Genomic DNA, 26,375 nt, shown 5'->3' with positions numbered 1-26,375 from the left:
ACGGAAACCGGCCGACAGCCGTACGTACACCTGCGTGCGTACCCCGTGATCGATCCCCGAGCGGACCGCGTCACCCCCGAGCCATAGCCGGGGGCGAGGTGCGGTCCGCCGTCCTGCGTTGAAAAGCCGGAGGCAACACCGTGCCCGCGCACGAACACGAAAGCGACACCACCACCGATCCCCTGGCTCATGAACGCGCCCATCTCGCCGCGTCCCGCTCCGCGTTGCGCGCCATGCGCGAGGACGCCCAGGCCCTCGACATCCGCGATGTCACCGCGAACTGGGTCAACGCGGCCGTCCTGCAGGCCCAGATCGACGAGCGCATCAAGTCCCTCGCCGATCTCGCCCACACCCCGCTCTTCTTCGGCCGCCTGGACTATCTGCACCGGGTCGGTGCCGAGCAGGCCGAGGGCGCCGAGGGAGAGCAGTTCTACATCGGGCGCCGTCACGTCCATGACGGCGACGGCGACCCGATGGTCATCGACTGGCGTGCCCCCGTCTCGCAGCCGTTCTACCGGGCCTCCAAGAAGGATCCCCAGGACGTCGGCCAGCGCCGCCGCTTCGGCTACACCGGCGGTGAGCTGACCGCGTACGAGGACGAGCACCTCAGCGACCCCACCGAGGCCGCGCAGACCAGCAAGCTTCTCCAGGCGGAGATCGAGCGGCCGCGTGTCGGTCCGATGCGTGACATCGTCGCGACGATCCAGCCGGAGCAGGACGAGATCGTCCGTAGCGGTCTCGGCGGGACGGTCTGTGTGCAGGGAGGGCCCGGCACCGGTAAGACAGCTGTCGGCCTGCACCGTGTCGCGTACCTCCTCTACGCCCACCGGGAGCGCCTGGCCCGTACCGGCACGCTGGTCATCGGGCCGAACCGGTCCTTCCTCCACTACATCGAGCAGGTGCTCCCGGCCCTCGGCGAGCTGGAGGTGAAGCAGGCGACCGTCGACGATCTGGTGACGGCAGGCATCGAGGTGCGCGGCACGGACTCGGCGGCAGCCGCCGTCGTCAAGGGCGACGCCAGGATGGCGCAGGTGCTGCGACGGGCGATCCGTTCACATGTGACGCTGCCGACGGAGCCGGTGATGGTGGTGCGCGGTTCGCGCCGCTGGCGGGTGCCGGCCTACGAGCTGGAGGAGATCGTCACCGAACTGCTGGCCCGCGACATGCGGTACGGGGCCGCCCATGAGGCGCTTCCGCAGCGCATCGCGCACTCCGTCCTGGTCCGGATGGAGGAGGCCGGCGAGGCGCCCGACGACCGGGTGCAGAACGCGGTGGCCCGTAACCCCGCCGTGAAGGCGGCCGTGAAGGCGATCTGGCCGGCCGTCGAACCGGCCAAGCTGGTGCTGCGGCTGCTCATCGACGCGGAGTTCCTGGCCGCGCACGCGGAGGGGCTGCTCACCGAGGACGAGCAGAAGACGATCCTGTGGACCAAGCCTGTCCGCAGCGTGAAGTCCGCGAAGTGGTCGGCGGCGGACGCGGTGCTGATCGACGAGGCGAACGACCTGGTGGCGCGTACCCACTCGCTCGGCCATGTCGTGCTCGACGAGGCGCAGGACCTGTCCCCCATGCAGTACCGGGCGGTGGGCCGCCGCTGCACGACGGGTTCGGCGACGGTTCTCGGTGACCTCGCGCAGGGCACGACGCCATGGTCGACGGAGAGCTGGGCGCAGGCGCTGCACCACCTGGGCAAGTCGGACGCGGTGGTGGAGGAGCTGACGGCGGGCTTCCGTGTGCCGCGCGAGGTGATCGCGTACGCCTCACGGCTGCTGCCGGTGATCTCGCCGGGCCTTGCGGCGGTGGAGTCGGTGCGTGAGTCGCCGGGTTCGCTGGAGGTACGGGAGGTGGGCGATCCGGCGGAGCTGGACGCGATGGTGCTGGCGGCGTGTGAGGAGTCGTTGAGGCAGGAGGGGTCGATCGGGCTGATCGCGGCCGATGCGCGGATTCCGGCGCTGGCCGATGCGCTGGCCGCGGCGGGCCACGCGTATCTCTCCCCCGGTGAGGAGACGACTGCCGAGTCCCGGCTGACCCTGGTCCCGGCGTCGCTGGCGAAGGGCCTGGAGTACGACTACGTGGTACTGGACGAGCCGGCCGCGGTGGTGGACGGCGAGCCGGACGAGCGCACGGGGCTGCGCCGGCTGTACGTGGCGCTGACGCGTGCGGTGTCGGGGCTGACGGTGGTGCATGCGGCGGGGATGCCGGACGAGCTGGTGTAGGGGGCGGGGGCGCGGGCGGGTGGAGCGCCTGCGGCCGGCCTGTTCCCCTACCCACCCCTTCCCGGAACCGGGGCCCCGCCCCGGACCCCGCGCCTCGAACGTCGGCAGGGCTGGATTTTCGCCGGGCGGAATCAAGCCCGTCCGACGACCACCAGCCCGTCCGGCGTTCGAGGACGGAACCGTTCAGCCGGGTGGACCCGAACCCTTGGCCCGGGGCCACCTCAAGCCCCGCCCCCGCTACGCGTCGAGTACCGTCCGCCACTCCCGTACCGCCGCCGCGTCCACCGGACCCGACCAGCCGTGCGGGCGCGCGGCGCCGCCGATGTGTACGGCGTCGATGCCCGCGGACAGCAGCTCCGGCAGGTGCTCCAGGCGGAGCCCGCCGCCCACCAGGATCTGCGGCTCGTAGCCGGGCTCGCCCTTGCGCGCCGCCTCGACCAGCAGCGTCGGGATGCCGTCGTCGACGCCCTTGGGCGAACCCGCGGTGAGGTACGTGTCCAGGCCCGGCATGTCCGCCAGCTGCTTGCGCAGGGCGTCCCGGTCGGCGGCCCGGTCGATCGCACGGTGGAAGGTCCAGCGGCAGCCGTCCAGCTCGGCGACGAGGCGCTCGACGGCGACCAGGTCCGGGTGACCTTCGGCGTCCAGGAAGCCCAGGACGAATTCCTCGGCGCCCTCGGCCCGCAGCTCGTGCGCCCTGGCCACGAGCACATCGATGTCGCCGGCCGCGAAGCCGTCCGCCAGCCTGAGCATCACCCGCAGCGGAATGTCCACCGCCGCCCGGATCTCCGCGAAGGTCGCGCAGGACGGGGTCAGGCCGTCCGCCGCCATGTCGGTGACCAGCTCAAGCCGGTCCGCACCACCCGCCTGGGCAGCGACCGCGTCCTCCGCGTCGAGAGCGATCACCTCCAGGACTGCACGGTTGCTCATGGGATCCCAATCCTCCAGGAAGCAGCAATGGATAAATAGGTCTAGTCCAATAACCAGCCTACGGGGCGGCCGACCGAGGGCACAGCCTCAATGTGACGTGAAGATACGTGAGGTCAGACGCATATCAGGCGATCGGGCGCGCACGCCCCGGACCCCGGCGATGGATCACCCTTGCGTTTTATAGGGGTGGGGGGTATACCTGAATCAACAATGCATACCCCCTAGGGGTATCAACTCCGCCAGGGAGGACACCGTGTCCGCGCACACCGCCACAACCGGCACCGGCACAGCCGCCGGCACCACCGCAGAGGTCGAGCTCGCGATCGGCGGCATGACCTGCGCCTCCTGCGCGGCCCGTATCGAGAAGAAGCTCAACCGGATGGACGGCGTCGAGGCCACCGTCAATTACGCCACCGAGAAGGCCAAGGTCAGCTACCGGGGCGAGGACATCTCCGTACAGGACCTGATCGCCACCGTCGAGAAGACCGGCTACACCGCGCACGAGCCCGCTCCCCCGGTACGTACCGAGGACGACACCCCCGGGGCCGCGGAGGCCGACGAGCTGCTGCCCCTGCGCCAGCGGCTGCTCACCGCCGTCGTGCTCGCCGTGCCGGTGATCGCCATGTCGATGGTCCCGGCGCTCCAGTTCGACTACTGGCAGTGGCTCTCGCTGACCCTGACGGCCCCCGTCGTCACGTACGCCGCCTGGCCCTTCCACCGCGCCGCCTGGACCAACGCCAAGCACGGCGCGGCGACGATGGACACCCTGATCTCGGTCGGCACCTCGGCCGCGTTCCTGTGGTCGGTGTGGGCGCTGTTCTTCGGCACGGCGGGCATGGTCGGCATGACCCACCCGTTCGAGCTGACCATCGGCCGCAGCGACGGCGCCGGGAACATCTATCTGGAGGCCGCAGCCGGAGTCACGGCCTTCATCCTGGCCGGGCGCTACTTCGAGGCCCGCTCCAAGCGGAAGGCGGGCGCGGCCCTCAAGGCGCTGCTCGAACTCGGGGCGAAGGAGGTGACCGTGCTGCGCGGCGGCCACGAGGTGACCGTGCCGACCGCCGATCTCCAGGTCGGGGACCGGTTCCTGGTCCGCCCCGGCGAGAAGATCGCCACCGACGGCACCGTCGTGGAAGGCGCATCGGCCGTGGACGCGTCGATGCTCACCGGCGAATCCGTACCCGTGGAGGTCGGCGTGGGTGACTCGGTCACCGGGGCCACGCTCAACGCGGGCGGCAGGCTCGTCGTCGAGGCCACCCGCATCGGCGCCGACACCCAGCTGGCCCGGATGGCGAAGCTCGTCGAGGACGCGCAGAACGGCAAGGCGGCGGCCCAGCGTCTCGCGGACCGGATCTCCGCCGTCTTCGTCCCCGTCGTCATCGCCCTCGCGCTCGGCACGCTCGGTTTCTGGCTCGGCAACGGCGCCGGCCTGACCGCCGCGTTCACCGCCGCCGTCGCCGTACTGATCATCGCCTGCCCCTGCGCCCTGGGCCTCGCCACTCCCACCGCCCTCATGGTCGGTACGGGACGCGGCGCCCAGCTCGGCATCCTGATCAAGGGCCCCGAGGTCCTGGAGACCACGCGCCGCGTCGACACGATCGTCCTCGACAAGACCGGCACGGTCACCACCGGCCGGATGACCCTGCTGGACGTGCACACGGCGGACGGTACGGACGAGAGCGATGTGCTGCGGCTCGCGGGTGCCCTGGAGCACTCCTCCGAGCACCCCATAGCCCAGGCCGTCGCCGCCGGAGCCGCCGAGCGCACCGGCGCCGCCCTGCCCACCCCCGAGGACTTCGCCAACGTCGCGGGCCTCGGTGTCCAGGGCATCGTCGAGGGCCACGCCGTCCTCGTCGGCCGTGAGCAGCTGCTCGCCGAGTGGGAGATCCACCTGCCGGTGGAGCTGGCCCGGCAGAAGGCCGCGGCGGAGGCTGCCGGACGGACGGCCATCGCGGTCGCCTGGGACGGCGAGGCACGGGCGGTCCTCGAAGTCGCCGACGCGGTGAAGGACACCAGCGCGGAGGCCGTCGAGCGGCTGCGTGCCCTCGGTCTGACCCCGATCCTGCTCACCGGCGACAACCGCGCGGTGGCCGAGGCGGTCGCGGCCGAGGTCGGGATCGAGAAGGTGTACGCGGAGGTCATGCCGGAGGACAAGGTCGACGTCGTCAAGGACCTCCAGGCCGAGGGCCGTTCGGTCGCCATGGTCGGTGACGGTGTCAACGACGCGGCCGCCCTCGCCCAGGCCGACCTGGGCCTGGCGATGGGTACGGGCACGGACGCCGCGATCGAGGCCGGTGACCTGACGCTGGTGCGCGGGGACCTGCGGGCCGCGGCGGACGCGATCCGGCTGTCGCGGAAGACGCTGGGGACGATCCGTACGAACCTGTTCTGGGCGTTCGCCTACAACGTGGCCGCCCTGCCGCTCGCCGCGGCCGGGCTGCTCAACCCGATGATCGCGGGCGCGGCGATGGCGTTCTCGTCGGTCTTCGTGGTCGGCAACTCGCTGCGGCTGCGGGGGTTCAGGGCGGGGGCGTAGGACGCGGCGGCGTTCGGGACCGGTCCTCAGAGCCTGTCGGGTGACCTCCGACCGGGCGGCCACGCCCTGGCACGCACGCTTCCCGCGTTGTCGTCAGTCACCAACTCCCCCCCATAGCTGAAGGCATGGGGGGACCCCCTTCGCGTCGACTCCCTCCTCCGCCTTGGAATCGCACGCACCAGACCGCGTCCGCTATCCGATCGGAGGTCACCCGACAGGCTCTCAGCCGCCCTCACGAACCGCACCCGGGTTCCCGGCACCGCCCGTGCCGCGCCCGCGAGTGCGGTTTCGTGCACGGCACCGACGACCGGGTAACCGCCGGTCGTCGGACGGTCGTTGAGGAACACCACCGGGCGCCCGTCCGGCGGCACCTGGATGGCGCCGCGCACCATCTCCTCACTGCGCGGTTCGCCCTCGCGGGCGCGCGTCAGGGCCGGGCCCTGTGTGCGCAGGCCGATCCGGTTGCTGTGCGGCGAGACCCGGTACGTGGCCGTGGTGAGCGCACGCAGCGCCTCGTCCATGAACCAGGTGTGGCGGGGGCCGATGCGCGGGAGGAGCACGAGTTCGGCGGGCGCGCCCGGCCACGGCACGGCGTCGGTGCCCGCGGGTCTCGACGGCCCGCGTCCCAGGGGCAGTACGTCCCCGTCGCGCAGGGGGCCGGCCCAGCCCGGAGAGCAGGTCGCGGATCTGCTGCCCGGCAGCGGGTACGAGCAGCGCTCCGGCCCTGGGCACCCCGCCCGGCCACCGACCCGTCCGGCGTCCCGCTCGGACCGTCCGGTCCCGGGCTAGGGTCGTCCCATGACCGACAGCTCACACGGAAGCGGAAGCAGTGCCCACGAGGTGGGCGGCGCCGTCGCCCTCCGTGACCGCTGGCACGTGGCCCTCGTCGCGGTCCGGGGCGGTGCGCCCGCCCCCGATCCGCAGCCGTACGCCGACAATCTGCTGGCACGCTGGGCCGAGCCCCAGCGGCGGTACCACACCACCGCGCACCTGGTCGCGGTGCTCGACCGCATCGACACGCTCGCCGGGTACGCGGCCGATGCGGATGCCGTGCGCCTCGCCGCCTGGTTCCACGATGCGGTCTACCGGCCCGACCGGTCCGAGAACGAGGAACGCAGCGCGGCCCTCGCCGAACGTGCCCTGCCGGAGGCCGGCGTACCGGCCGGTGTCACGGCCGAGGTCGCCCGGCTCGTACGCCTCACCGTCACCCACGACCCGGCGGACGGCGACACCAACGGCGAGGTGCTGTGCGATGCGGATCTGGCCGTCCTGGCGGCGCCCCCGAAGGAGTACGCGGCCTACGCGGCGCAGGTGCGCGAGGAGTACGGCTTCGTGCCCGACGACGCGTTCCGGGAGGGCCGGGCGGCGGTGCTGCGTCAGCTGCTCGGGCTGCCGCGACTGTTCCATACACCGCACGGGGTGACCCGGTGGGAACCGCGGGCGCGACAGAACCTGTTGACGGAGCTGGAGCTGCTCAGCCACTGAGCAGCTCGTGGCAGGGCGGTGGCCGAAAGCCGGCGGGCGTGAAGGGGCCGGGAATGTAACGGCCGTGATGGCTGTTGGCAGCTGTCATGCCCGACTCTGCCGCTCGCCGCTCACGCATGCCCCTCGCCGTGTACATTTTGGGCCTCTCGGTCTTTGCCCTGGGAACCAGCGAGTTCATGCTCTCCGGGCTGTTGCCACCCATCGCCGACGACATGAACGTGTCCATCCCCCGCGCCGGACTTCTCATATCCGCCTTCGCGATCGGCATGGTGATCGGCGCCCCGCTGCTCGCCGTGGCCACGCTCCGGCTGCCGCGCCGCACCACACTGATCGCCCTGATCTCCGTCTTCGGCCTCGGCCAGATCGCGGGTGCGCTGGCTCCGACGTACGAGGTGCTCTTCGCGTCCCGTGTCGTGAGCGCCTTCGCCTGCGCCGGATTCTGGGCTGTGGGGGCGGCGGTCGCCATCGCGATGGTGCCGGTGAACGCGCGGGCCCGTGCGATGGCCGTGATGATCGGCGGTCTGTCGATCGCCAATGTGCTCGGCGTGCCCCTGGGGGCCTTTCTCGGTGAGAACCTCGGCTGGCGGTCGGCATTCTGGGCGGTGGGTGCGGCGTCCGCCGTGGCACTGGTCGGGGTGACGACGCTGATTCCGCGCATTCCGCTGCCGGAGCAGAAGCCGCGGCTCAAGCAGGAGATGAGCATCTACCGGGACCGGCAGGTGTGGCTGTCGATCGTGATCACAGCGCTCGCAGCGGGCGGTGTCTTCTGCGCGTTCAGCTATCTGGCCCCGCTGCTGACGGATGTCGCCGGGCTGGACTCCGGCTGGGTGCCGACGGTGCTCGCGCTGTTCGGGATCGGTGCGCTGGTCGGTACGACGATCGGCGGCCGGGTCGCGGACGCGCATCTTTTCGGGGTGCTGATGAGCGGGATCGCGGCCTCGACGGTCTTCCTGGTCGCGCTGGCGCTGTTCGCCTCGAACCAGGCCGCCGCGATCGGCCTCTCGTTCCTGCTCGGACTGTCGGCGTTCTACACGGCCCCGGCGCTGAACGCCCGGATGTTCAATGTCGCGGGCGCCGCTCCGACGCTGGCCGGTGCCACGACGACGGCCGCGTTCAACCTGGGCAACACGGGCGGCCCCTGGCTGGGCGGCACGGTGATCGACGCGGACTTCGGTTTCGCCGCGACCGCGTGGGCGGGGGCCGCGATGACGGTACTGGCGCTGGTGGCCGTGGTGTTCTCGCTGCGGCTGCAGGGCGGGGGCAGGTCCCGACGGGTGGCCGGGGCGCCGGCCGCGGCGTCGTCGGGAGTGCACGGAAAGGCGTCGTCGGAGGCGGGCACCCCCGCAGTCTGACCCGCGGCCGTCAACCGGCGGGGGCCGGGCGTCCCTTGGGCCGCCGCAGACCGGCCTCCGTGATCCGGCGGACGAGCTCCTTCGAGCCGATCTGCTTCGCCCCGGCCCGTACCGCGTCCTCGTACCGCGATTCCGGTACGTCGTAGTGGTCCCGCTCGAACGCACGGGGCGGGCAGCCGATGGAGGCCGCGAAGGCGTGCAGCTCATCGAAGGACACATCGCTGACCAGATGCGACCAGAGCCGCCCGTGCCCCGGCCAGTCCGGCGGGTCGATGTAGACCGTCACCGCCGAAGTATCCCGCTCAGCGAGCCGACCGGTGCGACGGCCACAGCCGCCTTGGTGCACACCCAGTGCGGGTCCGGGCCCAGCTCCGGTTCGACGTCCAGGGCGTGCGGGTCGCCCGCGTCGCAGACCGGGCAGAGCGGCCACCGCCCGTACCGTTCGAGCAAGGCGTCCTGCACGTCCTGCGCGACGAGGCCGACGACGAACGAGGCGCCGTCGGGCCACTGTTCGACCCACCACCGGCGGTGGGTCACCGCGTCCTCGACCAGCGAGACGATCCCGGCCTCGGCGACGTCACCTGCGGCGAGATCGGCCATGACCAGCGCGCGGGCCGTGTGCAACGCCTGTTCCAAGGGATTCATCTCCATGGGCCCATTGTCACCCGCCCATGAACCCGCCTCTCGCGCCCGCCCCCACCATTTCCGCGCTGCCGGAGGTGCTGTCAGCGGTAGGGACCAAAGGGGGGGTTGACGGGTAACCCTGTTGAAAATATCTTTCAAATGTGACCAATGACCTGAAGGAAAGTTTCAGCGCTGATTCACCGCCCGCCCCGGCGGCGCTCGCGGCCAAGGTGCGCACGCTCGCGCCGTCCATGACCCGCTCCATGCAGCGCGTCGCCGAGGCCGTCGCCGGTGACCCCGCAGGCTGCGCCGCCCTCACGGTCACCGGTCTCGCCGAGCTCACCGGCACCAGCGAGGCGACCGTGGTCCGCACGGCCCGCCTCCTCGGCTACCCCGGCTATCGCGATCTGCGCCTGGCCCTCGCCGGGCTCGCCGCGCACCAGCAGTCGGGCCGGGCTCCCTCCGTCACCGCCGACATAGCGGTCGACGACCCGATCGCCGATGTGGTCGCCAAGCTGGCCTACGACGAGCAGCAGACCCTCGCCGACACGGCCGCGGGGCTCGACACCGTCCAGCTCGGTGCCGCGGTCGCCGCCGCCGCCACCGCCCGGCGCATCGACATCTACGGTGTGGGCGCCTCGTCCCTCGTCGGCCAGGACCTGGCGCAGAAGCTGGCCCGTATCGGCCTGATCGCGCACTCCCACACGGACCCGCACCTCGCGGTGACCAACGCCGTGCAGCTCCGCTCCGGCGACGTGGCCATCGCGATCACGCACTCCGGCTCCACCGTCGATGTCATCGAGCCGCTGCGGGTCGCCTTCGACCGCGGTGCGACGACGATCGCGATCACCGGCCGTCCCGACGGCCCGGTGACGCAGTACGCCGACCACGTGCTGACCACATCCACCGCCCGGGAGAGCGAGCTGCGGCCCGCCGCCATGTCGAGCCGTACGAGTCAGCTGCTCGTCGTCGACTGCCTGTTCATAGGCGTCGCGCAGCGCACGTACGAAACGGCCGCACCGGCGCTCGCCGCCTCCTACGAGGCGCTGGCCCACCGCCACACCCCACGTCCGCGCTGACCCCGGCCCGAGCCGAACCGGCCCTCACCGCCCGCACCCGCTGAACCGTACGAGATCGAGAAAGCAGAGCCGCTCTCCATGACCTCCACCACCGACGCCGACACCACCACCCCCGACGGATACGGGGAACTGCGAGCCCAGCTCGAAACGCTCACCACCGAGGCGTTCCGGCCCGAGCTCGCAGAGATCGACCGCCTGGACACGCTTGAGATAGCCCGGATCATGAACGGCGAGGACCGGTCCGTCCCGGCCGCCGTCGGCGCCCGGCTGCCCGAGATCGCCGCCGCGATCGACGGCACCGCGGAGCGCATGGCCCGCGGCGGCCGGCTGATCTACGCGGGCGCGGGCACCGCCGGCCGGCTCGGTGTGCTGGACGCCAGCGAGTGCCCGCCCACCTTCAACACCGACCCCTCCGAGGTCATCGGCCTGATCGCGGGCGGCCCGTCCGCCATGATCAAGGCCGTCGAAGGCGCCGAGGACAGCAAGGAGCTGGCCGCCGCCGACCTCGACGCCCTGGACCTCACCGCCGACGACACCGTGGTCGGCATCTCCGCCTCCGGCCGTACGCCGTACGCGATCGGCGCCGTCGAGCACGCCCGCGGCAAGGGCGCGCTGACCATCGGGCTCTCCTGCAACGCGGACTCCGCACTGGGCGCCGCGGCCGAGCACGGCATCGAGATCGTCGCCGGTCCGGAGCTGCTGACCGGCTCCACCCGGCTCAAGGCGGGTACGGCCCAGAAGCTCGTCCTCAACATGCTCTCGACGATCACGATGATCAGGCTCGGCAAGACGTACGGAAACCTCATGGTCGACGTCCGCGCCTCCAACGAGAAGCTGCGCGCCCGCTCCCGCCGGATCGTCTCGCTCGCCACCGGAGCGTCCGACGAGGAGATCGAGGCCGCCCTCGCCGCGACCGACGGCGAGGTGAAGAACGCCATCCTCACCATCCTCGGCCAGGTCGACGGGCCCACCGCCGCCACCCTGCTGACCGCGTCCGGCGGCCACCTCCGCGCCGCCCTCGCCGCCGCCCCCCGCACCACCTGACCCACCGGCTCCGCCCCGCACCCCCCGCACAGCAAGGCACCACGCACCGTGGCAACAGAAGACAACCGCGCCACCGCCGCCGCGATCCTTCCGCTCGTCGGTGGCGCCGCGAACGTCAGCTCCATCGCCCACTGCATGACCCGGCTCCGGCTGGGCCTGCACGACCGCTCGCTCGTCGACGACGAGGCCCTGAAGGCGGTACCCGCCGTCATGGGCGTGGTCGAGGACGACACGTACGCGGCCTGCTGGTCGGCTGCCTCGCCGGGTTCCTCGCGACGTACTTCTTCGGCTTCAGCAAGAACCTGCCGGCGGAGTTCGACGTCTCCCGGGAACCGGCCGAATCCACGGTCGCGGCAACGGACGGCCCGACGTCACCGGCTCCCGGCCCCGACACCCCGGCGAAGGAACCGGCCGGGGCCGGACCCGGATACGTGGATGAGGGGTGGTAACCCGCGATCTGCCCTTCGTCGATCTCGGCGCGCCACCCCTCGGGCACGTCCAGTTCACGCCAGGTCTGCAGCAGGTAGTCCCACGGGCGGCCCTGAGAGGCCTGGTCGTTCTCGACCATCGCGGCGGTCATCGCGAGTCCCTTCTTCTGTGGCCTGTCAAAGGAGCGCAGATCGACGGTTCCGCGGCAGTTCGCCGCTCACATCAGCGTCCCACGACCGTGTGACGTACGCAGCGACCCTCCGCCGTCCGCCCGGCCCCGGTCTTCAGGCGCGCCAAGGCGAGTGGCTGTGCCCCGTCCCACCCGGCTCCTGCTTCTGCCCCTGGACCTCGAAGCCCGTACGGAAAGTCCCGGCGCCATGGGGCGGGCCGGCCGGGCATGCCGGGCCGGGGCGGCGCCCTTCCGGCCCTCGGCCCCGCCGAACCGATCCGGCCCGCGCCATACTGGCCGGGTGACCGCTGCACGCATTCTTGTCGTCGAGGACGACCACGGCCTGCGCGATGTCCTGGCCCGTGGCCTGCGCGACGAGGACTTCGACGTCGTGACCGCCGTCGACGGCGCGACCGCCCTGAAGACCGTCGACGAGTCGGTGCATGCGGTCGTGCTCGATGTGGGGCTGCCGGACTCCGACGGGCGTGATGTGTGCCAGGCGATGCGCGGTGCGGGGTTCACCGCTCCGGTGATCTTCCTGACCGCCCACGGCAATCTCACCGACCGGCTCTCCGGTTTCGCCTCCGGCGGCGACGACTACCTGGTCAAGCCCTTCCACCTCAGCGAGCTCGCGGCCCGCGTCCGGGCGGTCCTGAACCGGTCCGGTCACCACGGCAGCACCCTCGCCGACAGCGCGGGTGCCATGCGGCTGAACCCGATAAAGCACGAGCTGACGGTCCACGGCCGCCCCGTGGCCCTGACCCCGACCGAGTTCCGCCTGCTGGCCTGCCTGATGGCGGGCCCCGGGAGCGTGGTGCGCCGCCGGGCCCTGCTTCGGGCGGGCTGGCCGGAGGGGGCGCAGGTCAGCGACAACACCCTGGACCAGTACCTGGCCCGCCTGCGCCGCAAGCTCCGCGAGGCGGACAGCCCGCAGAGCATCAGCACCGTCCGCGGCATCGGCTACCGCTTCGACTGAGGACCAGAACGGCAACACATCCGCTGCGTCCGACCAGAGGCCCCGATGAACCGATGAACCGATGAACCGCCACTTCACCCCCCGGACCCTCCGCGGCCGCCTCGCCCTGATGGCCCTCGCCACCTGCGCGCTGTGGATCGGCGTCCTGACCACCGTCTTCAACATCGCCCTCGACAAACGGCTCCACGGGCAGGCCGACGACGTCCTGCGCACCCGCGCCGAGGCCGTGGCGGCGACGGTGGACGTACGGCCGGACGGCCGACTGGTCGTGCGGGAGCCGACCGAGGACCGGGCCCTGGACGCCGGGGTCTGGATCTTCCAGGGCGGCACGGTGGTCGAGAAGCCCCCCACCGCACCCGCCGGCCTGGAGACTCGGGCTGCCCACCTCGCCGGCCGGCGCGAGACGTTCGCCGACACCGAGGGCCCCGGGTCATGGCGGCTGTACGCCTTCCCCGTCGACGCCCCCGCCCGGCAGGGCCACACACCCACGCAGGCCGGCACCGTCGTCAGCTCCGTCAGCCTCGACCCGTACCGCAGCACGGCGGACACCGCTCTGATCGGTTCGATCGCGCTGGCGGTGCTTCTGCTGGCCACCATCTATCTCCTGACCCGCCTCGTCGTACGACGGGCCCTGCGCCCGGTCGCCGCGATGAGCGAGCAGGCCACCCGGTGGAGCGCCGCAGGCGCTCCCGAACGGTTCGGTGCTGAGGGCAGACCCGCCGAGCTCGCCGCGTTCGCCGGCAGTCTGGACGCGCTGCTGGACCGGCTGGCCGCCGTCCTGCGCCACGAGCAGCAGCAGGCCGCCGAGCTCTCCCACGAACTGCGCACACCGCTCGCCCGCATCGCCGCCGAAACCGAGTGGCTGACGGGACGCCCGCGCAGCGCGGAGGAGCAGGAAACCTCCCTGGAGTCCATCGCGGGCGCCGCCGCGACCATGCAGCAGATCTGCGACTCGCTGCTCTCCGAGGTGCGTACCCGCAATGCGCAGACCCCCGGCCGCTCCCGCTTCTTCGACGTCGCGCACCGCCTGGCGGAACGCAACGCGGCCCTGTTCCCCGACGCCCCGCCGGTGACCGTCGCGGCGGGCAGCAGCACCCCCGGCGGCACACCGGAGGTGAGCATCGGCGTCTCGGAGGACGTCGCCGAGCGCATCCTGACGCCGCTCCTGGACAACGCCCGCCGCTACGCGGCCCACTCGGTCACTCTCACCTGCGAGGCGAGCGCGGGCGAGGTCACGGTGTACGTGTCCGACGACGGACCCGGTGTGCCGGAGGACTTCGTCGTCTCGCTCTTCGAACCCGGCCGTCGCGCCCGCCCCGAGGACGGACACGACGGCGCGGGACTCGGTCTGGCCCTGGCCCGCCGTCTGGCCAGGGCAGCGGGCGGGGACATCGCACTGGACGCCGCGGCGCCCGGCGCGCGCTTCGTCGTCACCCTTCCTGCGGGCTGACCCCCCGCGCGCCGGCCGTCTCGACGGCACCGTCCTTTGCCACATCGCGCCGTGTCCGGGTCAGGAAGACGACAAGAGCGAGGATGACGACGAGGAACAGGATGCTGGTGCCGACCGTGCCCAGTCCCAGCCCGCCGTCCGCGGTGGGCTGCGACAGGTAGTCGCCCAGCGAGGCGCCGAGCGGCCTGGTCAGGACGTACGCGATCCAGAACGACCACACCGCGTTGAAGTCCAGCGTGCGGTGTGCGAGGGCCACCGCCGCGATCAGCGCGGCGAACACGAGCGCGGAGAGCCAGTACCCCAGGTCCAGCTTCTCCGCCGTGAGGTCGCCCGCGGACGTGCCCAGAGCGAAGGTGAACAGGATCGCCAGCCAGTAGAACGCCTCGCGGCGCGTCGTCCGGATCGAGTGGATGGACAGCGTCCGCTCACTCGCGTACCAGGCGAAGAACGTGACGGCGAGCGCCACCGCGAACACCACGGTCGTGGTCTGGAGCGGAACGCCGAGGTTGTCGGTCAGGTTGTCGCTGATCAGTGTGCCGACCACGCTGATCAGGACCACGGACAGCCAGTAGAGGCCGGGTACATACCTACGCGCCCGGAACTGGAAGACCAGGGTGACGACCAGCAGCGCACTCATCAGGTACGAGGTGTTGGTCAGCCCCATGCCCAGGTTGTCGTTGAGCAGATCGGCCGCGGTCTCACCCACGGTGGTGCACAGCACCTTGATCACCCAGAAGTAGACGGTCACTTCCGGGACCTTGTTCAGCATCTGCCGCGCCCGGGAGCGCGTGCCGGACGCACACGTGTCGGTCATGTCGGTTGTCATGGAACGGCACGCTGGCAGGGCCTCCCTGAAATTTTCCTGACTGCGCTCAGCACTGTGCTCAGCGCGGGAGCCGCCCCTCCCTCATCGCGGCGGTCCGCCGATACCCACTCACGACCGCTTCCGCGGTCTCAGTGCTGCCGGTAGTGGTCGGCGACGGCGGTGAACGCGGCCTTGGGTTCCCATGGCAGGCCGGGGTAGGTGGTTCCGAGGCGGTCCTCGAAGACCTTGACGATGCCGTAGCTGGCCAGGTCCAGGTCTTCGCGGGGGTCGCCGTCGGGGCGGTGCACGTGGTCGTACAGCGCAAAGGTGAAGACAAAGGTGCTGTCGATGCCTCCGGCGTCGAAGGCCTCCAGCAGTTCCCGCACATACGCGGCCTGACCGGCCTCGTCGCGGGCGTACTCGCCGTTCAGCCGGAGTGGACCGGCGTCCTTGTCGTACTCGACGATCTCCAGACCGTGGGCTCCCCGGTCACCCGCACCCCGGTAACCGGCCGCGCCGAACTCGGTGATCGCGACCGGCTTTCCCTGCGCGACGAGGTGATGGACGCCTTCGGCGAACCGGTCGGCGGTCTCGGCCGACCGGTAGAGATCCACGGACATGATGTCGAAGGGGGCCCAGTCGACGCGTTCGAGCGGTACGGACGCGTAGGTCACCTTGCCGCCGAAGCGCTCGCGGACGAGTGCCGCGGCCTTGTCGAGGAAGTCGTTGACACGCGCGCTGACCTGGCCGATGTGCTCGCGCACGCGATCCGGCCGGCTCAGCAGCGCGACCCGGTCGTCGATGCTGTCGCCGGGCAGGAATCCCTTGTTCATCAGGCTCAGCTCGGCGCCGGCGACGAACACGACCTCCGCTCCCCGCCGCCTCAGCCGCTCCGCGCGCTCGGCGCAGTCGGCGAACAGCGACAGCATCTCGTCGGCGGTCAGTTCGAGCGGGTACGGGGAGAACCAGACCTCAAGGCCGAGATCGGCCGCGTACCCCGCCGCGAGCTCCACCCGTTCCGGATCACCGCCCATGACGCGGACCGCGTTGCAGTGCAGGTCATCACGGATGATGCGCAGTTCGCGCCTGACCACCTCCGGGTCGAAGAGCTTTCGGGAGACCGCTCCGTTCTTGACGAAGCCGGTGTCGTAGCTGATGCCTCTGGCCCGCATGCGTCGCATCCTTTCCTGGCGGAAGAATTTACGGTACTCGACGTACCCTAATTGCCGGTCCTCGGGGATGGCAACCACAATGGGAAGGTACGAGCGGTACCGCTTACGAGAAGGGGCCATGGCGGAGAATCCGATGAGACAGCCGAGCGCCGGACAGACGCGGCGACGCGGAGCCGTCCTGGAGGAGGCGATCCTGCGCGCAGCGGTGGACGAACTCACCGAGTCCGGATTCGCCGGGTTGACCATGGACAAGGTCGCCGCCCGCGCAGGCACCAACAAGAACGCCATCTACCGCCGCTGGCCCAACCGCCTCGCGCTCGGCATCGCCGCCTATCGGCAACTGGCCACGACAGTCCAACCACCCGACACCGGCGATCTGCGCAGCGACGCCCTTGAACTGCTACGCGGGGCCAACCGTCACTGGAGTTCCCCCCTCGGAGCAATCCTGCGCGAACTGCTTTCCTCGGCCGGCGGTACGTCGGAACTCCTGGCGCAGCTGCAAGAACAGTCCAGCGACGCCGCAGCCGCCCCCTGGCTGACCGTCCTGGGGCGCGCGGTCGCACGCGGCGAGGCCTCCCCCGAAGCACTCCATCCGCGGGTCGCCACCGTGGCCATCGTCCTGCTGCGCAATGAATTCGTCGTACGCGGAGCCCCTACGGCACCCGACGACGTCCTCGTCGAGATCGTCGACGAGGTGTACCTGCCCCTGGTACGGCGACGCGACCCGGCCCCGAACTGACCGTGCGCCCCGTCGCGTGTTCACCCGACGAGGCCGGTGGCCCCTTGCCGCCCGGCCTCATCTTCTGCCACTGGACTTCAGAGCTCGTACGCGAAGCCCCTGCCCCGTAAGGCGAGTCGACCGGACCAACCGGCCCGATCAAAGGGTGGCACCCATCCAGGGCGTCGCCCTTCCTCACGTCCGGCGCCGCATCAGGTCCGGCACCCTGACACCCTCACGGCAGCCGCCCCTCCCGGTTGACCTCCCTGACCCGGGCCCGCAGCACTTCCCCCAGTGGTGCCGGGCGGACCGATTCCGGCGGGCAGTCCCACTCGGCCCCGCCGCCCGGCGCCCGCAGCTGCACGTACGGCCCGACGAACCCCATCACGCGCCCCACCCGCCCGTCCCGCGTGTCCACCGCGAACGACCCGGGCTCCGGCGCACACGGCTCAAGCCCCTCATCCGTCATGACCGGCCAGCCCCTGCGCCTCCAGGACCGCGCTCAGCCGCAGCGCCGTGTCGAGGTTGCACCGGCCGAGGTCGACCAGCGGCGACGCCGGTTCGTTCCCCGCACACGACACGGGGTCGACCCGCAGCGACGGCAGCGTGATCCCGACCCCGGAGAACCCCTCCTTCAGCCGCGCCACAGCGTCCTCCGCCGCCCGCACTCTGCCCTCTGCTGTCCTGCGCCGTTCCATCGTCGTCATGATCCATCCCTTTCCACGCTGAGTAATGACAATGCATACCCAGCGTGTCCAACACGTCGCTAGCCTGGAAGAGGCGCAGAACCAACAACCGCACGTGTGTCACAGGGAGTTGTCATGCCAGGACCCAAGAAACTCGACCCCTCCTCCTCGCCACGCGCCCTGCTCGGCGCCGAACTCCGCCATCGAAGAGAGGGTGCGGGCCTCTCGCAGGAGGAGCTGGGCCTTCCGCTGTTCGTCAGCGGCTCATTCATCGGGCAGTTGGAGTCCGGCACACGACGGATGCAGGTGGATCAGGCCGAGAAACTGGACGAGATCCTTAAGGCGGACGGGTTCTTCGCACGCAACTGCGCCGCCCTGAAGAAGTCGAAGTACCCGGATCACTTCGCCGAAGCGGCCGAGGCGGAGGCCGTGGCAAAGACGATCAAGGAGTACGCGCCTCAGCTGATCCCGGGGCTGTTGCAGCCGGATGCATACGCGCGAGCGGTGTTCCGGGCGTATCAGCCGACGGCTGTGGAAGACGTCATCAACGACCTGGTCGCGGCACGACTAGAACGAGCTCAGCTCCTGACCGATCCAACAACGCCCTTGGTTTGGGCGGTTCTGGACGAGGCGGTGTTACGTCGCCAGGTTGGCAGCCCGGCGGTGATGGCTCAGGCGCTCCGCCACATCCTGGAGCTGGCCCGCAAACACCGGATCATCGTGCAGGTGCTGCCGTTCCACGCGGGCGCCCACATGGCCATGGAGGGCCAGCTCAAACTGATGTCCTTCGAGGACGCGCCCCCGCTCGCCTACCTTCAGGGTCTGAGCACAGGGACGTTGCACGATGAACCGGCAACCGTCAGGCACTACGAGCTGACCTACGATCTGGTGGTGGCCGGCGCATTGTCACCGGAATTGTCCCTGGCCCTGATCGAGTCGGTGGCGGAGGATTACGCCCATGAAGATCAGCGGTTCTGACTACGACCTGTCCACGGCCACCTGGCACAAGTCCTCCCACAGCGGCGGCAGCGGTGGGGACTGTCTGGAGGTCGCGACCTGGCGGAAGTCCACGTACAGCGACGGCAGCGGCGGCGACTGCCTGGAGGTCGCCGACGGCCACCCCGGCATCGTCCCCGTCCGCGACTCCAAGGTCACCGAGGGCGCGACGCTCGTGTTCCGGGCCGCTGCCTGGACGTCCTTCATCGCGGACCTCAAGCACGCCTAAGAAGTCGTCCCGCTGCGGGGAGGCCGGCCGCACGGCTGGCCTCCCCGCAGGTCAGGTGGTCTCGGGCGGCTCGCGCCGGAGCCAAGCCGTCGCGGCTACAGCTTGTCGGCCTCCCTGACTTCGTGGAGGTGGATGAGGACGTCGTAGGCCTTGGCGAGCGCGGTGTCGCGCGGCTCCTCAGGGAACAGCGTGCCGACGTTGAGCGTGGGCCGGGCGGTGTTCAGCCAGTCGCGCGCGGCGGCCGGGGCGGTGCGGACGTCGAGGTAGAAGTCCCGGTAGCGGACCTTGTCGAGGGTGGCCTCGTTCCGGTCGGACTCGGCGGCGGGAACGGTGAACTTCTTCCACTCGCCGCCCAGCGCGGCGTCCTTCGACAGGAAAGAGCCCTGGTTGAAGGTGAAACCGATGGGGAGGTAGTTCTTGCCCATCGTGTCGCGCAGGAACGACCCCTGCGTCTTGGAGTACACCTCGGGATCGCTGGCGACGTAGGCGACATGGTCGTTGTGCGCGGACAGCAGCACCTTCTGGCCGGTGCGCTGCTGCCACCAGGAGACGTTCTGGGCCATCACCTCGTCACGGAAGCGCTGGGAGGCGGCGTTGGAGTCCGGGTCTTCGGGGTTCAGGGTGAGGAACTTGGCGGTCTGGGCGACGGACCGGGCGTTCTGCTCGGCCCAGTCGAACGCGTCGCCGCCGGAGCCCTTCAGACCGCTGACCAGCTCCAGGGCCTGCTGTGCCTTGGCGGCGAGCTGCTGCCGTTCCGCGAGCGGTTTGCCCAGGTAGGCGAAGACGTCATTGATGGGGCGCAGACCGGTGTAGAGCTCGTTGAGTCGCGGCAGCGCCTCCGGGTGGTTCTTCTGCACGTAGCCGGTCACCCGGCCGAAGAACTCGTCGCTCAGTGCGGGAGCGCCGATGTCGTCGCCCATGAAGTGGACGGTGCGGTCGGGGTGGTGGCGGTTGTAGTCCCGCATCCACTCGATGAGGCTGACGAACTCCTCCCGGTCCCAGGGCGAGTTGGTGAGCGTCTCCTTGGCGATCTGGCGGGCATCACCCTTGCCGGTCTGGAGGTAGTCGTCGATCTGGAGTCCCGCGGACCAGCTCAGCTCCAGGGCGAAGGTGGTGAAACCCTTCTTCTCGACGAGGTGGCGGAAGACCCGCTCCTTCATGGTGAAGAACTCGTGGGAGCCGTGGGTGGCCTCGCCGAGGCCGACCACCTTGGCATCGCCGATCATCGAGCCCAGGGCTCGCAGGTCGGCCGTGCTCCCCCCGGGCTCGGTCGAACGCAGCGGGTGGGCCGCCTGCTCCAGTGCGCGGACCGGGTTCTGCCCCCTGCCGGCCGTGTCGGCCGAGGCGGCCTGGACCGCCACAGGGGCGAGGACCGCTCCCGTCGCGACCGCCGCAGTCGCCAGCAGTACCCGCCGGCTGATGCGCTTCCGGTGCCTAGCCATGCTGTTACCTCTCAACTTGCGTATTGCAACTTGAGAAGAATCATTGCCTGCGATTCCACCGCCGCGCGCTGGGAGAAGCCTCCGACTGTTTCGGGGGGCTGCCCCCCGGAAGAGCCGGAGGGCAGCGCCCGCTACACGCACTCGATCGGGTGGACGTTTCCGGCCATAGATGTGGTTTGGGTGAAAAATGCCCTCGCCGAACGCGATCATTCGGCGGTGATCTCAACAATCCGGACGGCCCACCGTCCCACGTCCCTGCTCCCGGCCGGGCTCGGCGTACTCGCCGTACTGTCCCTGCTTCCCGCGGTCCCGGCGACGGCGGCACCGGTCGGCGACGCGTCGCCCCGCGCGGTGACCCAGGCCGAGCGCAGGACCGCCGCGTACCTCGACTCGCTGCGTAACAAGCCCGAGAGACTGAAGGCCTTCTTCAAGGCGCTGCCCAAGGGAGGCGACCTCCACAACCACCTGTCGGGCGCGGCAAAGACCGAGTTCCTGATCAAGCTCGCGGGCGAGAAGGGGCTGTGCATCGACGCCACGATGACGGCCGTCGCACCGCCGTGCGGACCGGGCAAGCGGCCCGCCGTCGACGCGCAGACGGACGCCGCCTTCCGGCAGCAGATCATCCGGGCCTGGTCCATGCAGGACTTCCCGGCCGACCAGTCCGGGCACGACCACTTCTTCGACACCTTCGGCAAGTTCAGCCTGGCGACCTGGGACCGCGGCAAGCTGCTCGCCAATGTGGCCGACACCGTGGTCGAGCAGAACCAGTTCTATCTGGAGACCATGGTCACCCCGGCGTCGGACAGCGCCAGGAAGCTTGCCGACGCCGTGGGTTACGACGCCGACCTGGCCGCCTTCCATCGCAAGCTTCTGGCCGGCGGGCAGCTCGACCGGGTCGTGGACGATGCGGTCAAGGAGGCCGACGACGCCAATGCCCAGTTCCGGGTGGCCGCGCACTGCGACACCCCACGCCCCGACCCGGGCTGCCGGCTCCCCGTCAGGTGGATCTCCCAGGTCTCCCGGGGCAGCACCCCGGCGCGGGTGTTCACGCAGATGGCGGTCGGCATGCGGCTGGCGGAGCGCGACCCGAGGTTCGTCGCGGTCAACCTCGTGCAGCCCGAGGACGGGGAGAGCGCGCTGGCCAACTACAGCCTCCAGATGCGGATGCTGAACTATCTGCGCGGCCAGTACCCGGGCGCCCACCTCACCCTGCACGCCGGTGAGCTGGCCCCCGGCCTGGTCAAGCCCGAGGACCTGACGTTCCACATCCGCGAGGCCGTACTCGTCGCCGGAGCCGAACGCATCGGACACGGTGTCGACCTGGTCCACGAGGACGACTGGCGCCAGCTCGCCCGGACGATGGCGCAGCGCAAGGTGGCGGTCGAGGTGCCGTTCAGCAGCAACAAGCAGATCCTCGGCATCGCGGGCGACGACCACCCGTTCAACGCGTACCGCCGCTACGGCGTCCCGGTGGTCCTGTCCACCGACGACCCGGGGGTCTCGCGGATCGACATCAGCCACGAGTACCAGTACGCCGCCAGGACGTACGATCTCGGCTACACCGAGCTGAAGGACCTGGCCCGCGCCTCGCTGGAGTACGCGTTCCGCGACGGCCGCAGCCTGTGGGCCACCGGCTCCGCCCCCTCCGGCTACCGCCTGGTCGCCGCCTGCCGCAGCGACCGGCCGGGCACCGACCACCCGAGCGCGCGCTGCGCCCGCTACCTCGCCGACAACCCGAAGGCGGCGACCGAGTGGCGCCAGGAGACGGCCTTCGCCACCTTCGAGAGCCGTCACCGGTAACCGAACAGCACACGTCCGGGCCCGGGGCCCCGGGTCCGGACGTGTCTGCGCTACTCCGCCGGAGCCGGCCAGAGGTGCCTGAGCGTGCCCAGTACGAGACGGCACACGTCGTCCGGATCGGCCCCGGCCAGCGGCTCACGCGCGACGACCGTCCGCATCAGGCCGATGCCCAGAAGCCACGCCATGGCGAGATCCGCACGCAGGGCACCGTCCTCGGTGCCTGAAAGCCCGGCCAGCACACTCTGGTACTCCTCGCCCAGCTCCCGCAGGGTTCCGGCCGCCTCGTCACCCCGCCCGATGGAACGCAGATAGACCTCCAGGGAGCGATCCCCCGCGCCGCCGGCCGCGCTGCGGGTCAGCATCGAGCGCAGGGCGGTCTCGAAGAGCTCTTCGGGCGGTGTCGCACGCAACTGCTCAAGTCCGCCCTGCGCGAGGACCTCCGTGAGCAGCCCCTGTTTGGACCCGAAGTACCGGAACAGCAGCGCCTGGTTGGCCCCGGCCCGCTCCGCGATGCTGCGGACCGTCGCCCCTTCGTAGCCCCGCTCCGCGAACAGGTCACGAGCCGCTTCCAGCAGTCGGCGACGCGTGGCCGCGGCATCGCGACGGCGCTCTCCGGACGGCGGTGCGGGCGCGGACTCCATGGCGAATTTCCTCTCGGACGGCCCGTCAGGATAACGGCCGTAACGCATTGTTGACCGCCCCGAGGCACACTCCTACCGTTGTAAGCAGCTGCTTACATAAGGGAGACCGCAGTGACGACAGCAGACAACGCCCCCACCACCTACCCCTTCAACACCCCCGACGGACTCCAGCTCGCCGACGCCTACGAGCGCGCCCGCGACCGGCCCGGCCTCTTACGGGTCCAGATGGAATACGGCGAACCGGCCTGGCTCGTCACCCGCTACGCCGACGCCCGGCTCGTCCTGGGCGACCAGCGCTTCAGCCGGGCCGCAGGCGCCTCGCACGACGAGCCCCGGCAGTCCGAGGGCCGGCGCGACAGTGGCATCCTCAGCATGGATCCGCCCGACCACACCCGGCTGCGCTCCCTGGTCGCCAAGGCCTTCACGGTCCGCCAGATCGAGAAACTCCGCCCCCAGGTCCGGGAACTGACCGCAGGCCTTCTCGACGACCTGGAGGCGGCCGGACCGCCTGCGGACCTGGTCGACCTGTTCGCGCTGCCGCTGCCGGTCGCAGTGATCTGCCGAATGCTGGGCGTACCCACCGAGGACCGTCCACGATTTCGGGTATGGAGCGACGACGCTCTGTCGACCAGCTCCCTCACGGCCGCGGAGTTCGACGCCAGCCGCGAAGAACTGCGCGCCTACATGGCCGGATTGATCGAGCAGCACCGGCAGTCGCCGCAGGACGACCTGATGACGGCACTCATCGAGGCCCGCGACGGCGGCGACCGGCTCTCCGAACTCGAACTCGTCGATCTGTGCGTGGGCATCCTGGTGGCAGGACACGAGACCACCGCGTCCCAGATCCCCAACTTCGTCCTCACGCTGCTGGACCACCCGGATCAGCTGGCCAGGCTCAGGGCCGAGCCCGAACTCATCGCGAACGCGGTGGAGGAGCTGCTGCGATTCGTACCGCTGGGCAGCGGTGCCGGCCAACCCCGTTACGCCACCGAGGACATCGAGGTCGGCGGCACCCTCGTCCGGGCGGGCAGTCCGGTCCTGGTCGCCATGGGCGCCGCCAACCGCGACGCGCTGCGGTTCGCCACCCCGGGCGTGCTCGACATCGCCCGCGAGGGCAACCAGCACCTCGGATTCGGCCACGGCGTCCACCACTGCCTGGGCGCCCCACTGGCCCGGCTGGAACTTCAGGAGGCACTGATCGCGCTCATCACCCGGCTCCCGGGGCTGAAGTTGGCCGGCGACGTGACGTGGAAGTCCGAGATGCTGGTACGCGGCCCGCGTGTCATGCCGATCGGGTGGTGACCGCCATGGCCTGGAACGTACGCGTCGATCCACAGCTCTGCCAGGCTTCGGGCATGTGCGCCGGGGTCGCCCCCGAAGTGTTCGCGCTGGACGGCGAGCACGCCCGGGTACGGGCGGACGGCATCGAACCCGACGAGCGGGTCCTGGACGCCGCCGACATCTGCCCGGCCCAGGCGATCACCGTGCACGAGGGGGCATCGGTCATCGGCCCGCGCCGCGACTGAGGCCTCACCGGCCCACGACCGACAGAACCGCCCTTGCCGGGCTGGGCGATCCCGGCAAGGGCGGCTGCCTGAGCGGCCGCACAGGTCGGTCCTGGCTAGGCACCCACTCCCAAGAAATGCAGCACCGCCAGTACCCGGCGGTGGTCGGCGTCCGCCTTGGGAAAGTCGAGTTTGGCGAGGATGTTGTTGATGTGCTTGGCGACCGCACTCTCGCTGACCACGAGCTGGGCGGCGATGCCCGCGTTGGAGCGGCCCTCGGCCATCAGGGCCAGCACCTCCCGTTCGCGGGGTGTCAGCCGTTCCAGCGGATCGCTCGGCCGCCGTACCAATAGCTGGGCGACGACCTGCGGGTCGAGCGCCGTACCGCCGTCCGCCACCCGTTGCAGCGCCTCGATGAACTCCTCGACATCCGCGACCCGTTGTTTGAGCAGATAGCCCACCCCGCTGATGTTGGTGGCGAGCAGGTCGGCCGCGTAGCGCTCCTCGACGTACTGGGAGAGCATCAGCACCGCGGTCGACGGCCGGCTCCGGCGGATCGACAGCGCGGCACGCACCCCCTCGTCCGTGAAGTCGGGCGGCATCCGGACGTCCACCACCGCCAGGTCGGGCCGATGCTTCTCGACTGCGGCCAGCAGCCCGTGTGCGTCGCCCACCTCGGCCGCTACCTCGAAGCCGGCCATCTCCACCACCTTGACCAGTCCGATCCGCAGCAGTACGGAGTCCTCGGCGATCACGGCACGCCTCACATCGGGCTCCTCTTGTCTCATGCCAGGCGCGGCACTCCTCAGCTCGGGCACGGCAGCTCCACGTGCATCATGGTCGGTCCCCCCACGGGGCTGCTCATCCGGAATGTTCCGTCCACGGACCGCACGCGCTGGGCAAGCCCCGTAAGGCCGCTCCCCTTGGAGGGATCAGCGCCGCCCAGACCATCGTCGGCGATCACCACCCGCATTATCTCGCCCAGCCGGGTGACCGTCACATCCGCCCGGGTCGACTCCCGTGCGTGCTTGGCGACATTCGTCAGCGCCTCGGAGACCACGAAGTACGCGACCGCCTCGATCGCCGGCGCAAGTCGTTGCGGCAGATCCACACGCAGCCGTACGGGCAGCGGGGCGCGGGCCGCGAGTCCCGACAGCGCCGCATCCAGCCCGAGTTCGTCCAGGACGGCCGGGTGCAGCCCACGCACAAGACTGCTCAGCTCCTCGATCGCCTCCTTCGCCTCCCGGTGCGCCGTGTCGATCACCTCCCGCGCCTCCGGCGGCAGATCCGCCAACGTGGCCTTGGCCAGACCTAGATTCAGCGCCAGCGACACCAGTCGCTGCTGGGCTCCGTCGTGCAGATCCCGTTCGATACGCCGCCGTTCGGCATCCGCGGCGTCCACCGCCCCGGCCCGGCTCTCGGTAAGATCCTCGACCCGCCGCGCCAGGTCCTCTTCCCTGCTGCGGCCGAGCAGGGCGGGCACCACATGACTCTCAAGGCGTACCAGGGCGGCGGCCACGCCCGGGACGGTGGCCAGCACGACCAGCCCTGCCCCGGAGACGTACCCCGCCTGCGTTGAGTAGCCGACATGCTCCATCCGCCACTGCCAGGGCAGCGCGTAGACCCACACAAAGGCCAGCGACGCGGCCACCCCCGCCACCAGCAGCCCCACCACCAACACTTCGAGCCAGCCGAACAGCGCCCCGACCAGGCAGTGGTGGCCGAACTGGCGCCACGGCCGCCGCCACCCCGGGCGAGGGATGTCGATCCCGAGCAGCCGCCGGAAACGCCAGCGCTGGGCCGCGGTCAGCGCCGGCACGGAGAACACCGTCAGCACCAGCGTGAACCCCAGGGCCGTCGGCGCGCTGCTGTCCCGCCCCGCGATGACCTCCCACCCGAGGCCGAAGATCATGAGCAGCAGGAACCCCATGAGGAGGTGTAGCGGCGCCCCTAGGGCGAGGAAGGACGTATCGCGGGTCAGGCGGTTGAGCGCACGCCGCGTCCGGGGCGGGATTTCCATGGTCCAACCGTAGGTGGCGGGCGCCGTAGCCTGCCATGCAACTGCCGTCCGCAGCCGGGGTATAGCTAGTGCCACCC

The 26,375-nt window shown here is 70.7% G+C and carries 25 protein-coding genes and 3 pseudogenes; 15 read left to right on the top strand and 13 right to left on the bottom strand.

Annotation, left to right across the window (positions count from 1 at the left end):
* Nucleotides 1-140: 140 nt before the first annotated feature.
* A complete protein-coding gene (locus ACIPEK_RS08270) occupies nucleotides 141-2,213 on the top strand; it encodes a HelD family protein (RefSeq protein WP_401992228.1) in 2,073 nt (690 codons plus the stop codon).
* A gap of 237 nt (nucleotides 2,214-2,450) precedes the next feature.
* On the opposite strand, the gene ACIPEK_RS08265 is transcribed toward ACIPEK_RS08270, so the two are convergent.
* Nucleotides 2,451-3,140: a copper homeostasis protein CutC gene (locus ACIPEK_RS08265; RefSeq protein ID WP_401992225.1), complete on the bottom strand. Its 690-nt coding sequence runs from the start codon at nucleotides 3,138-3,140 to the stop codon at nucleotides 2,451-2,453.
* A 253-nt stretch (nucleotides 3,141-3,393) separates the two neighbouring features.
* On the opposite strand from ACIPEK_RS08265, the gene ACIPEK_RS08260 reads away from it, so the two are divergent.
* Complete coding sequence (locus ACIPEK_RS08260) at nucleotides 3,394-5,676, top strand: heavy metal translocating P-type ATPase (protein WP_401992222.1); 2,283 nt, start codon at nucleotides 3,394-3,396, stop codon at nucleotides 5,674-5,676.
* A 227-nt stretch (nucleotides 5,677-5,903) separates the two neighbouring features.
* Here the strand turns inward: ACIPEK_RS08260 and ACIPEK_RS08255 are convergent.
* Nucleotides 5,904-6,396: pseudogene (locus tag ACIPEK_RS08255) on the bottom strand (allophanate hydrolase subunit 2 family protein); the annotation flags it as partial.
* Between the two features lie 78 nt (nucleotides 6,397-6,474).
* Between ACIPEK_RS08255 and ACIPEK_RS08250 the strand changes: the two are divergent.
* Both ACIPEK_RS08250 and ACIPEK_RS08245 read left to right on the top strand, forming a co-directional pair.
* Complete coding sequence (locus ACIPEK_RS08250) at nucleotides 6,475-7,161, top strand: hypothetical protein (protein ID WP_401992219.1); 687 nt, start codon at nucleotides 6,475-6,477, stop codon at nucleotides 7,159-7,161.
* A 116-nt stretch (nucleotides 7,162-7,277) separates the two neighbouring features.
* Nucleotides 7,278-8,513 carry a Cmx/CmrA family chloramphenicol efflux MFS transporter gene (locus tag ACIPEK_RS08245; protein ID WP_401992216.1) on the top strand — a complete coding sequence of 412 codons (1,236 nt, stop codon included), beginning with the start codon at nucleotides 7,278-7,280 and terminating at the stop codon, nucleotides 8,511-8,513.
* 10 nt (nucleotides 8,514-8,523) lie between these two features.
* On the opposite strand, the gene ACIPEK_RS08240 is transcribed toward ACIPEK_RS08245, so the two are convergent.
* Together ACIPEK_RS08240 and ACIPEK_RS08235 are read right to left on the bottom strand one after the other, a co-directional pair.
* On the bottom strand, nucleotides 8,524-8,799 hold the full coding sequence (locus ACIPEK_RS08240; protein ID WP_383070634.1) for a DUF4031 domain-containing protein: 276 nt from the start codon (nucleotides 8,797-8,799) through the stop codon (nucleotides 8,524-8,526).
* A complete protein-coding gene (locus ACIPEK_RS08235) occupies nucleotides 8,796-9,164 on the bottom strand; it encodes a hypothetical protein (RefSeq protein ID WP_093895806.1) in 369 nt (122 codons plus the stop codon). Before ACIPEK_RS08235 ends, ACIPEK_RS08240 begins: the two co-directional genes overlap by 4 nt.
* Before the next feature lie 134 nt (nucleotides 9,165-9,298).
* Here ACIPEK_RS08235 and ACIPEK_RS08230 point away from each other — a divergent pair, with 134 nt between their 5' ends.
* The 3 genes and pseudogenes from ACIPEK_RS08230 to ACIPEK_RS08220 form a co-directional block, all read left to right on the top strand.
* Nucleotides 9,299-10,216, top strand: coding sequence for a MurR/RpiR family transcriptional regulator (locus ACIPEK_RS08230; protein ID WP_114245853.1), 918 nt, complete (start codon nucleotides 9,299-9,301; stop codon nucleotides 10,214-10,216).
* A 78-nt stretch (nucleotides 10,217-10,294) separates the two neighbouring features.
* The gene (gene murQ / locus ACIPEK_RS08225) at nucleotides 10,295-11,260 is read left to right on the top strand and encodes an N-acetylmuramic acid 6-phosphate etherase (protein WP_401992211.1); all 966 of its coding nucleotides are present in this window, start codon (nucleotides 10,295-10,297) and stop codon (nucleotides 11,258-11,260) included.
* Nucleotides 11,261-11,308: 48 nt separating this feature from the next.
* Nucleotides 11,309-11,498 (top strand): annotated as a pseudogene (locus tag ACIPEK_RS08220) (PTS glucose/sucrose transporter subunit IIB); the annotation flags it as partial.
* Between the two features lie 216 nt (nucleotides 11,499-11,714).
* Here the strand turns inward: ACIPEK_RS08220 and ACIPEK_RS08215 are convergent.
* Nucleotides 11,715-11,840 (bottom strand): annotated as a pseudogene (locus tag ACIPEK_RS08215) (Uma2 family endonuclease); the annotation flags it as partial.
* Between the two features lie 319 nt (nucleotides 11,841-12,159).
* On the opposite strand from ACIPEK_RS08215, the gene ACIPEK_RS08210 reads away from it, so the two are divergent.
* Nucleotides 12,160-12,834: a response regulator transcription factor gene (locus ACIPEK_RS08210; RefSeq protein ID WP_401992208.1), complete on the top strand. Its 675-nt coding sequence runs from the start codon at nucleotides 12,160-12,162 to the stop codon at nucleotides 12,832-12,834.
* 61 nt (nucleotides 12,835-12,895) lie between these two features.
* Nucleotides 12,896-14,284 (top strand): ATP-binding protein, encoded by a 1,389-nt coding sequence (locus ACIPEK_RS08205; RefSeq protein ID WP_401992205.1) that lies wholly within the window; start codon nucleotides 12,896-12,898, stop codon nucleotides 14,282-14,284.
* Here the strand turns inward: ACIPEK_RS08205 and ACIPEK_RS08200 are convergent.
* Both ACIPEK_RS08200 and ACIPEK_RS08195 read right to left on the bottom strand, forming a co-directional pair.
* Nucleotides 14,265-15,110, bottom strand: a complete 846-nt coding sequence (locus ACIPEK_RS08200) for a hypothetical protein (protein WP_401992202.1) — start codon at nucleotides 15,108-15,110, stop codon at nucleotides 14,265-14,267. The two genes, ACIPEK_RS08205 and ACIPEK_RS08200, sit on opposite strands and share 20 nt — an antisense overlap.
* Before the next feature lie 128 nt (nucleotides 15,111-15,238).
* A complete protein-coding gene (locus ACIPEK_RS08195; protein WP_401992199.1) occupies nucleotides 15,239-16,261 on the bottom strand; it encodes a hypothetical protein in 1,023 nt (340 codons plus the stop codon).
* A 133-nt stretch (nucleotides 16,262-16,394) separates the two neighbouring features.
* Here ACIPEK_RS08195 and ACIPEK_RS08190 point away from each other — a divergent pair, with 133 nt between their 5' ends.
* Nucleotides 16,395-17,000 (top strand): TetR/AcrR family transcriptional regulator, encoded by a 606-nt coding sequence (locus ACIPEK_RS08190; RefSeq protein WP_401992196.1) that lies wholly within the window; start codon nucleotides 16,395-16,397, stop codon nucleotides 16,998-17,000.
* Nucleotides 17,001-17,214: 214 nt separating this feature from the next.
* On the opposite strand, the gene ACIPEK_RS08185 is transcribed toward ACIPEK_RS08190, so the two are convergent.
* Entirely contained in the window at nucleotides 17,215-17,448 is a 234-nt protein-coding gene (locus ACIPEK_RS08185) for a hypothetical protein (protein WP_351202401.1), read from the bottom strand.
* Nucleotides 17,438-17,686: a hypothetical protein gene (locus tag ACIPEK_RS08180; RefSeq protein ID WP_382221434.1), complete on the bottom strand. Its 249-nt coding sequence runs from the start codon at nucleotides 17,684-17,686 to the stop codon at nucleotides 17,438-17,440. The genes ACIPEK_RS08185 and ACIPEK_RS08180 overlap by 11 nt, the downstream gene beginning before the upstream one ends.
* A gap of 114 nt (nucleotides 17,687-17,800) precedes the next feature.
* Between ACIPEK_RS08180 and ACIPEK_RS08175 the strand changes: the two genes are divergently transcribed.
* Both ACIPEK_RS08175 and ACIPEK_RS08170 read left to right on the top strand, forming a co-directional pair.
* A complete protein-coding gene (locus ACIPEK_RS08175; protein WP_401992191.1) occupies nucleotides 17,801-18,643 on the top strand; it encodes a Scr1 family TA system antitoxin-like transcriptional regulator in 843 nt (280 codons plus the stop codon).
* Nucleotides 18,624-18,890 (top strand): DUF397 domain-containing protein, encoded by a 267-nt coding sequence (locus tag ACIPEK_RS08170; RefSeq protein WP_383070667.1) that lies wholly within the window; start codon nucleotides 18,624-18,626, stop codon nucleotides 18,888-18,890. The genes ACIPEK_RS08175 and ACIPEK_RS08170 overlap by 20 nt, the downstream gene beginning before the upstream one ends.
* 95 nt (nucleotides 18,891-18,985) lie before the next feature.
* Here the strand turns inward: ACIPEK_RS08170 and ACIPEK_RS08165 are convergent, their stop codons facing one another.
* Nucleotides 18,986-20,332 (bottom strand): erythromycin esterase family protein, encoded by a 1,347-nt coding sequence (locus ACIPEK_RS08165; protein ID WP_401992187.1) that lies wholly within the window; start codon nucleotides 20,330-20,332, stop codon nucleotides 18,986-18,988.
* 216 nt (nucleotides 20,333-20,548) lie between these two features.
* On the opposite strand from ACIPEK_RS08165, the gene ACIPEK_RS08160 reads away from it, so the two are divergent.
* The gene (locus ACIPEK_RS08160; protein WP_401992184.1) at nucleotides 20,549-22,132 is read left to right on the top strand and encodes an adenosine deaminase; all 1,584 of its coding nucleotides are present in this window, start codon (nucleotides 20,549-20,551) and stop codon (nucleotides 22,130-22,132) included.
* A 50-nt stretch (nucleotides 22,133-22,182) separates the two neighbouring features.
* On the opposite strand, the gene ACIPEK_RS08155 is transcribed toward ACIPEK_RS08160, so the two are convergent.
* Nucleotides 22,183-22,773, bottom strand: coding sequence for a TetR/AcrR family transcriptional regulator (locus tag ACIPEK_RS08155; RefSeq protein WP_401992180.1), 591 nt, complete (start codon nucleotides 22,771-22,773; stop codon nucleotides 22,183-22,185).
* A 111-nt stretch (nucleotides 22,774-22,884) separates the two neighbouring features.
* Between ACIPEK_RS08155 and ACIPEK_RS08150 the strand changes: the two genes are divergently transcribed.
* Nucleotides 22,885-24,075: a cytochrome P450 gene (locus ACIPEK_RS08150; RefSeq protein ID WP_401992177.1), complete on the top strand. Its 1,191-nt coding sequence runs from the start codon at nucleotides 22,885-22,887 to the stop codon at nucleotides 24,073-24,075.
* A 5-nt stretch (nucleotides 24,076-24,080) separates the two neighbouring features.
* Entirely contained in the window at nucleotides 24,081-24,299 is a 219-nt protein-coding gene (locus ACIPEK_RS08145) for a ferredoxin (RefSeq protein ID WP_401992174.1), read from the top strand.
* Between the two features lie 95 nt (nucleotides 24,300-24,394).
* Here ACIPEK_RS08145 and ACIPEK_RS08140 read toward each other — a convergent pair whose 3' ends face one another.
* Both ACIPEK_RS08140 and ACIPEK_RS08135 read right to left on the bottom strand, forming a co-directional pair.
* A complete protein-coding gene (locus ACIPEK_RS08140; protein ID WP_401992171.1) occupies nucleotides 24,395-25,066 on the bottom strand; it encodes a response regulator in 672 nt (223 codons plus the stop codon).
* Between the two features lie 17 nt (nucleotides 25,067-25,083).
* Nucleotides 25,084-26,298 carry a sensor histidine kinase gene (locus tag ACIPEK_RS08135; RefSeq protein ID WP_401992168.1) on the bottom strand — a complete coding sequence of 405 codons (1,215 nt, stop codon included), beginning with the start codon at nucleotides 26,296-26,298 and terminating at the stop codon, nucleotides 25,084-25,086.
* Nucleotides 26,299-26,375 lie beyond the last annotated feature (77 nt).

The organism is Streptomyces sp. NPDC088246 (assembly GCF_044741025.1).
Taxonomy (GTDB): Bacteria; Actinomycetota; Actinomycetes; order Streptomycetales; family Streptomycetaceae; genus Streptomyces.
This window is presented reverse-complemented; position numbering and strand designations above follow the sequence as displayed.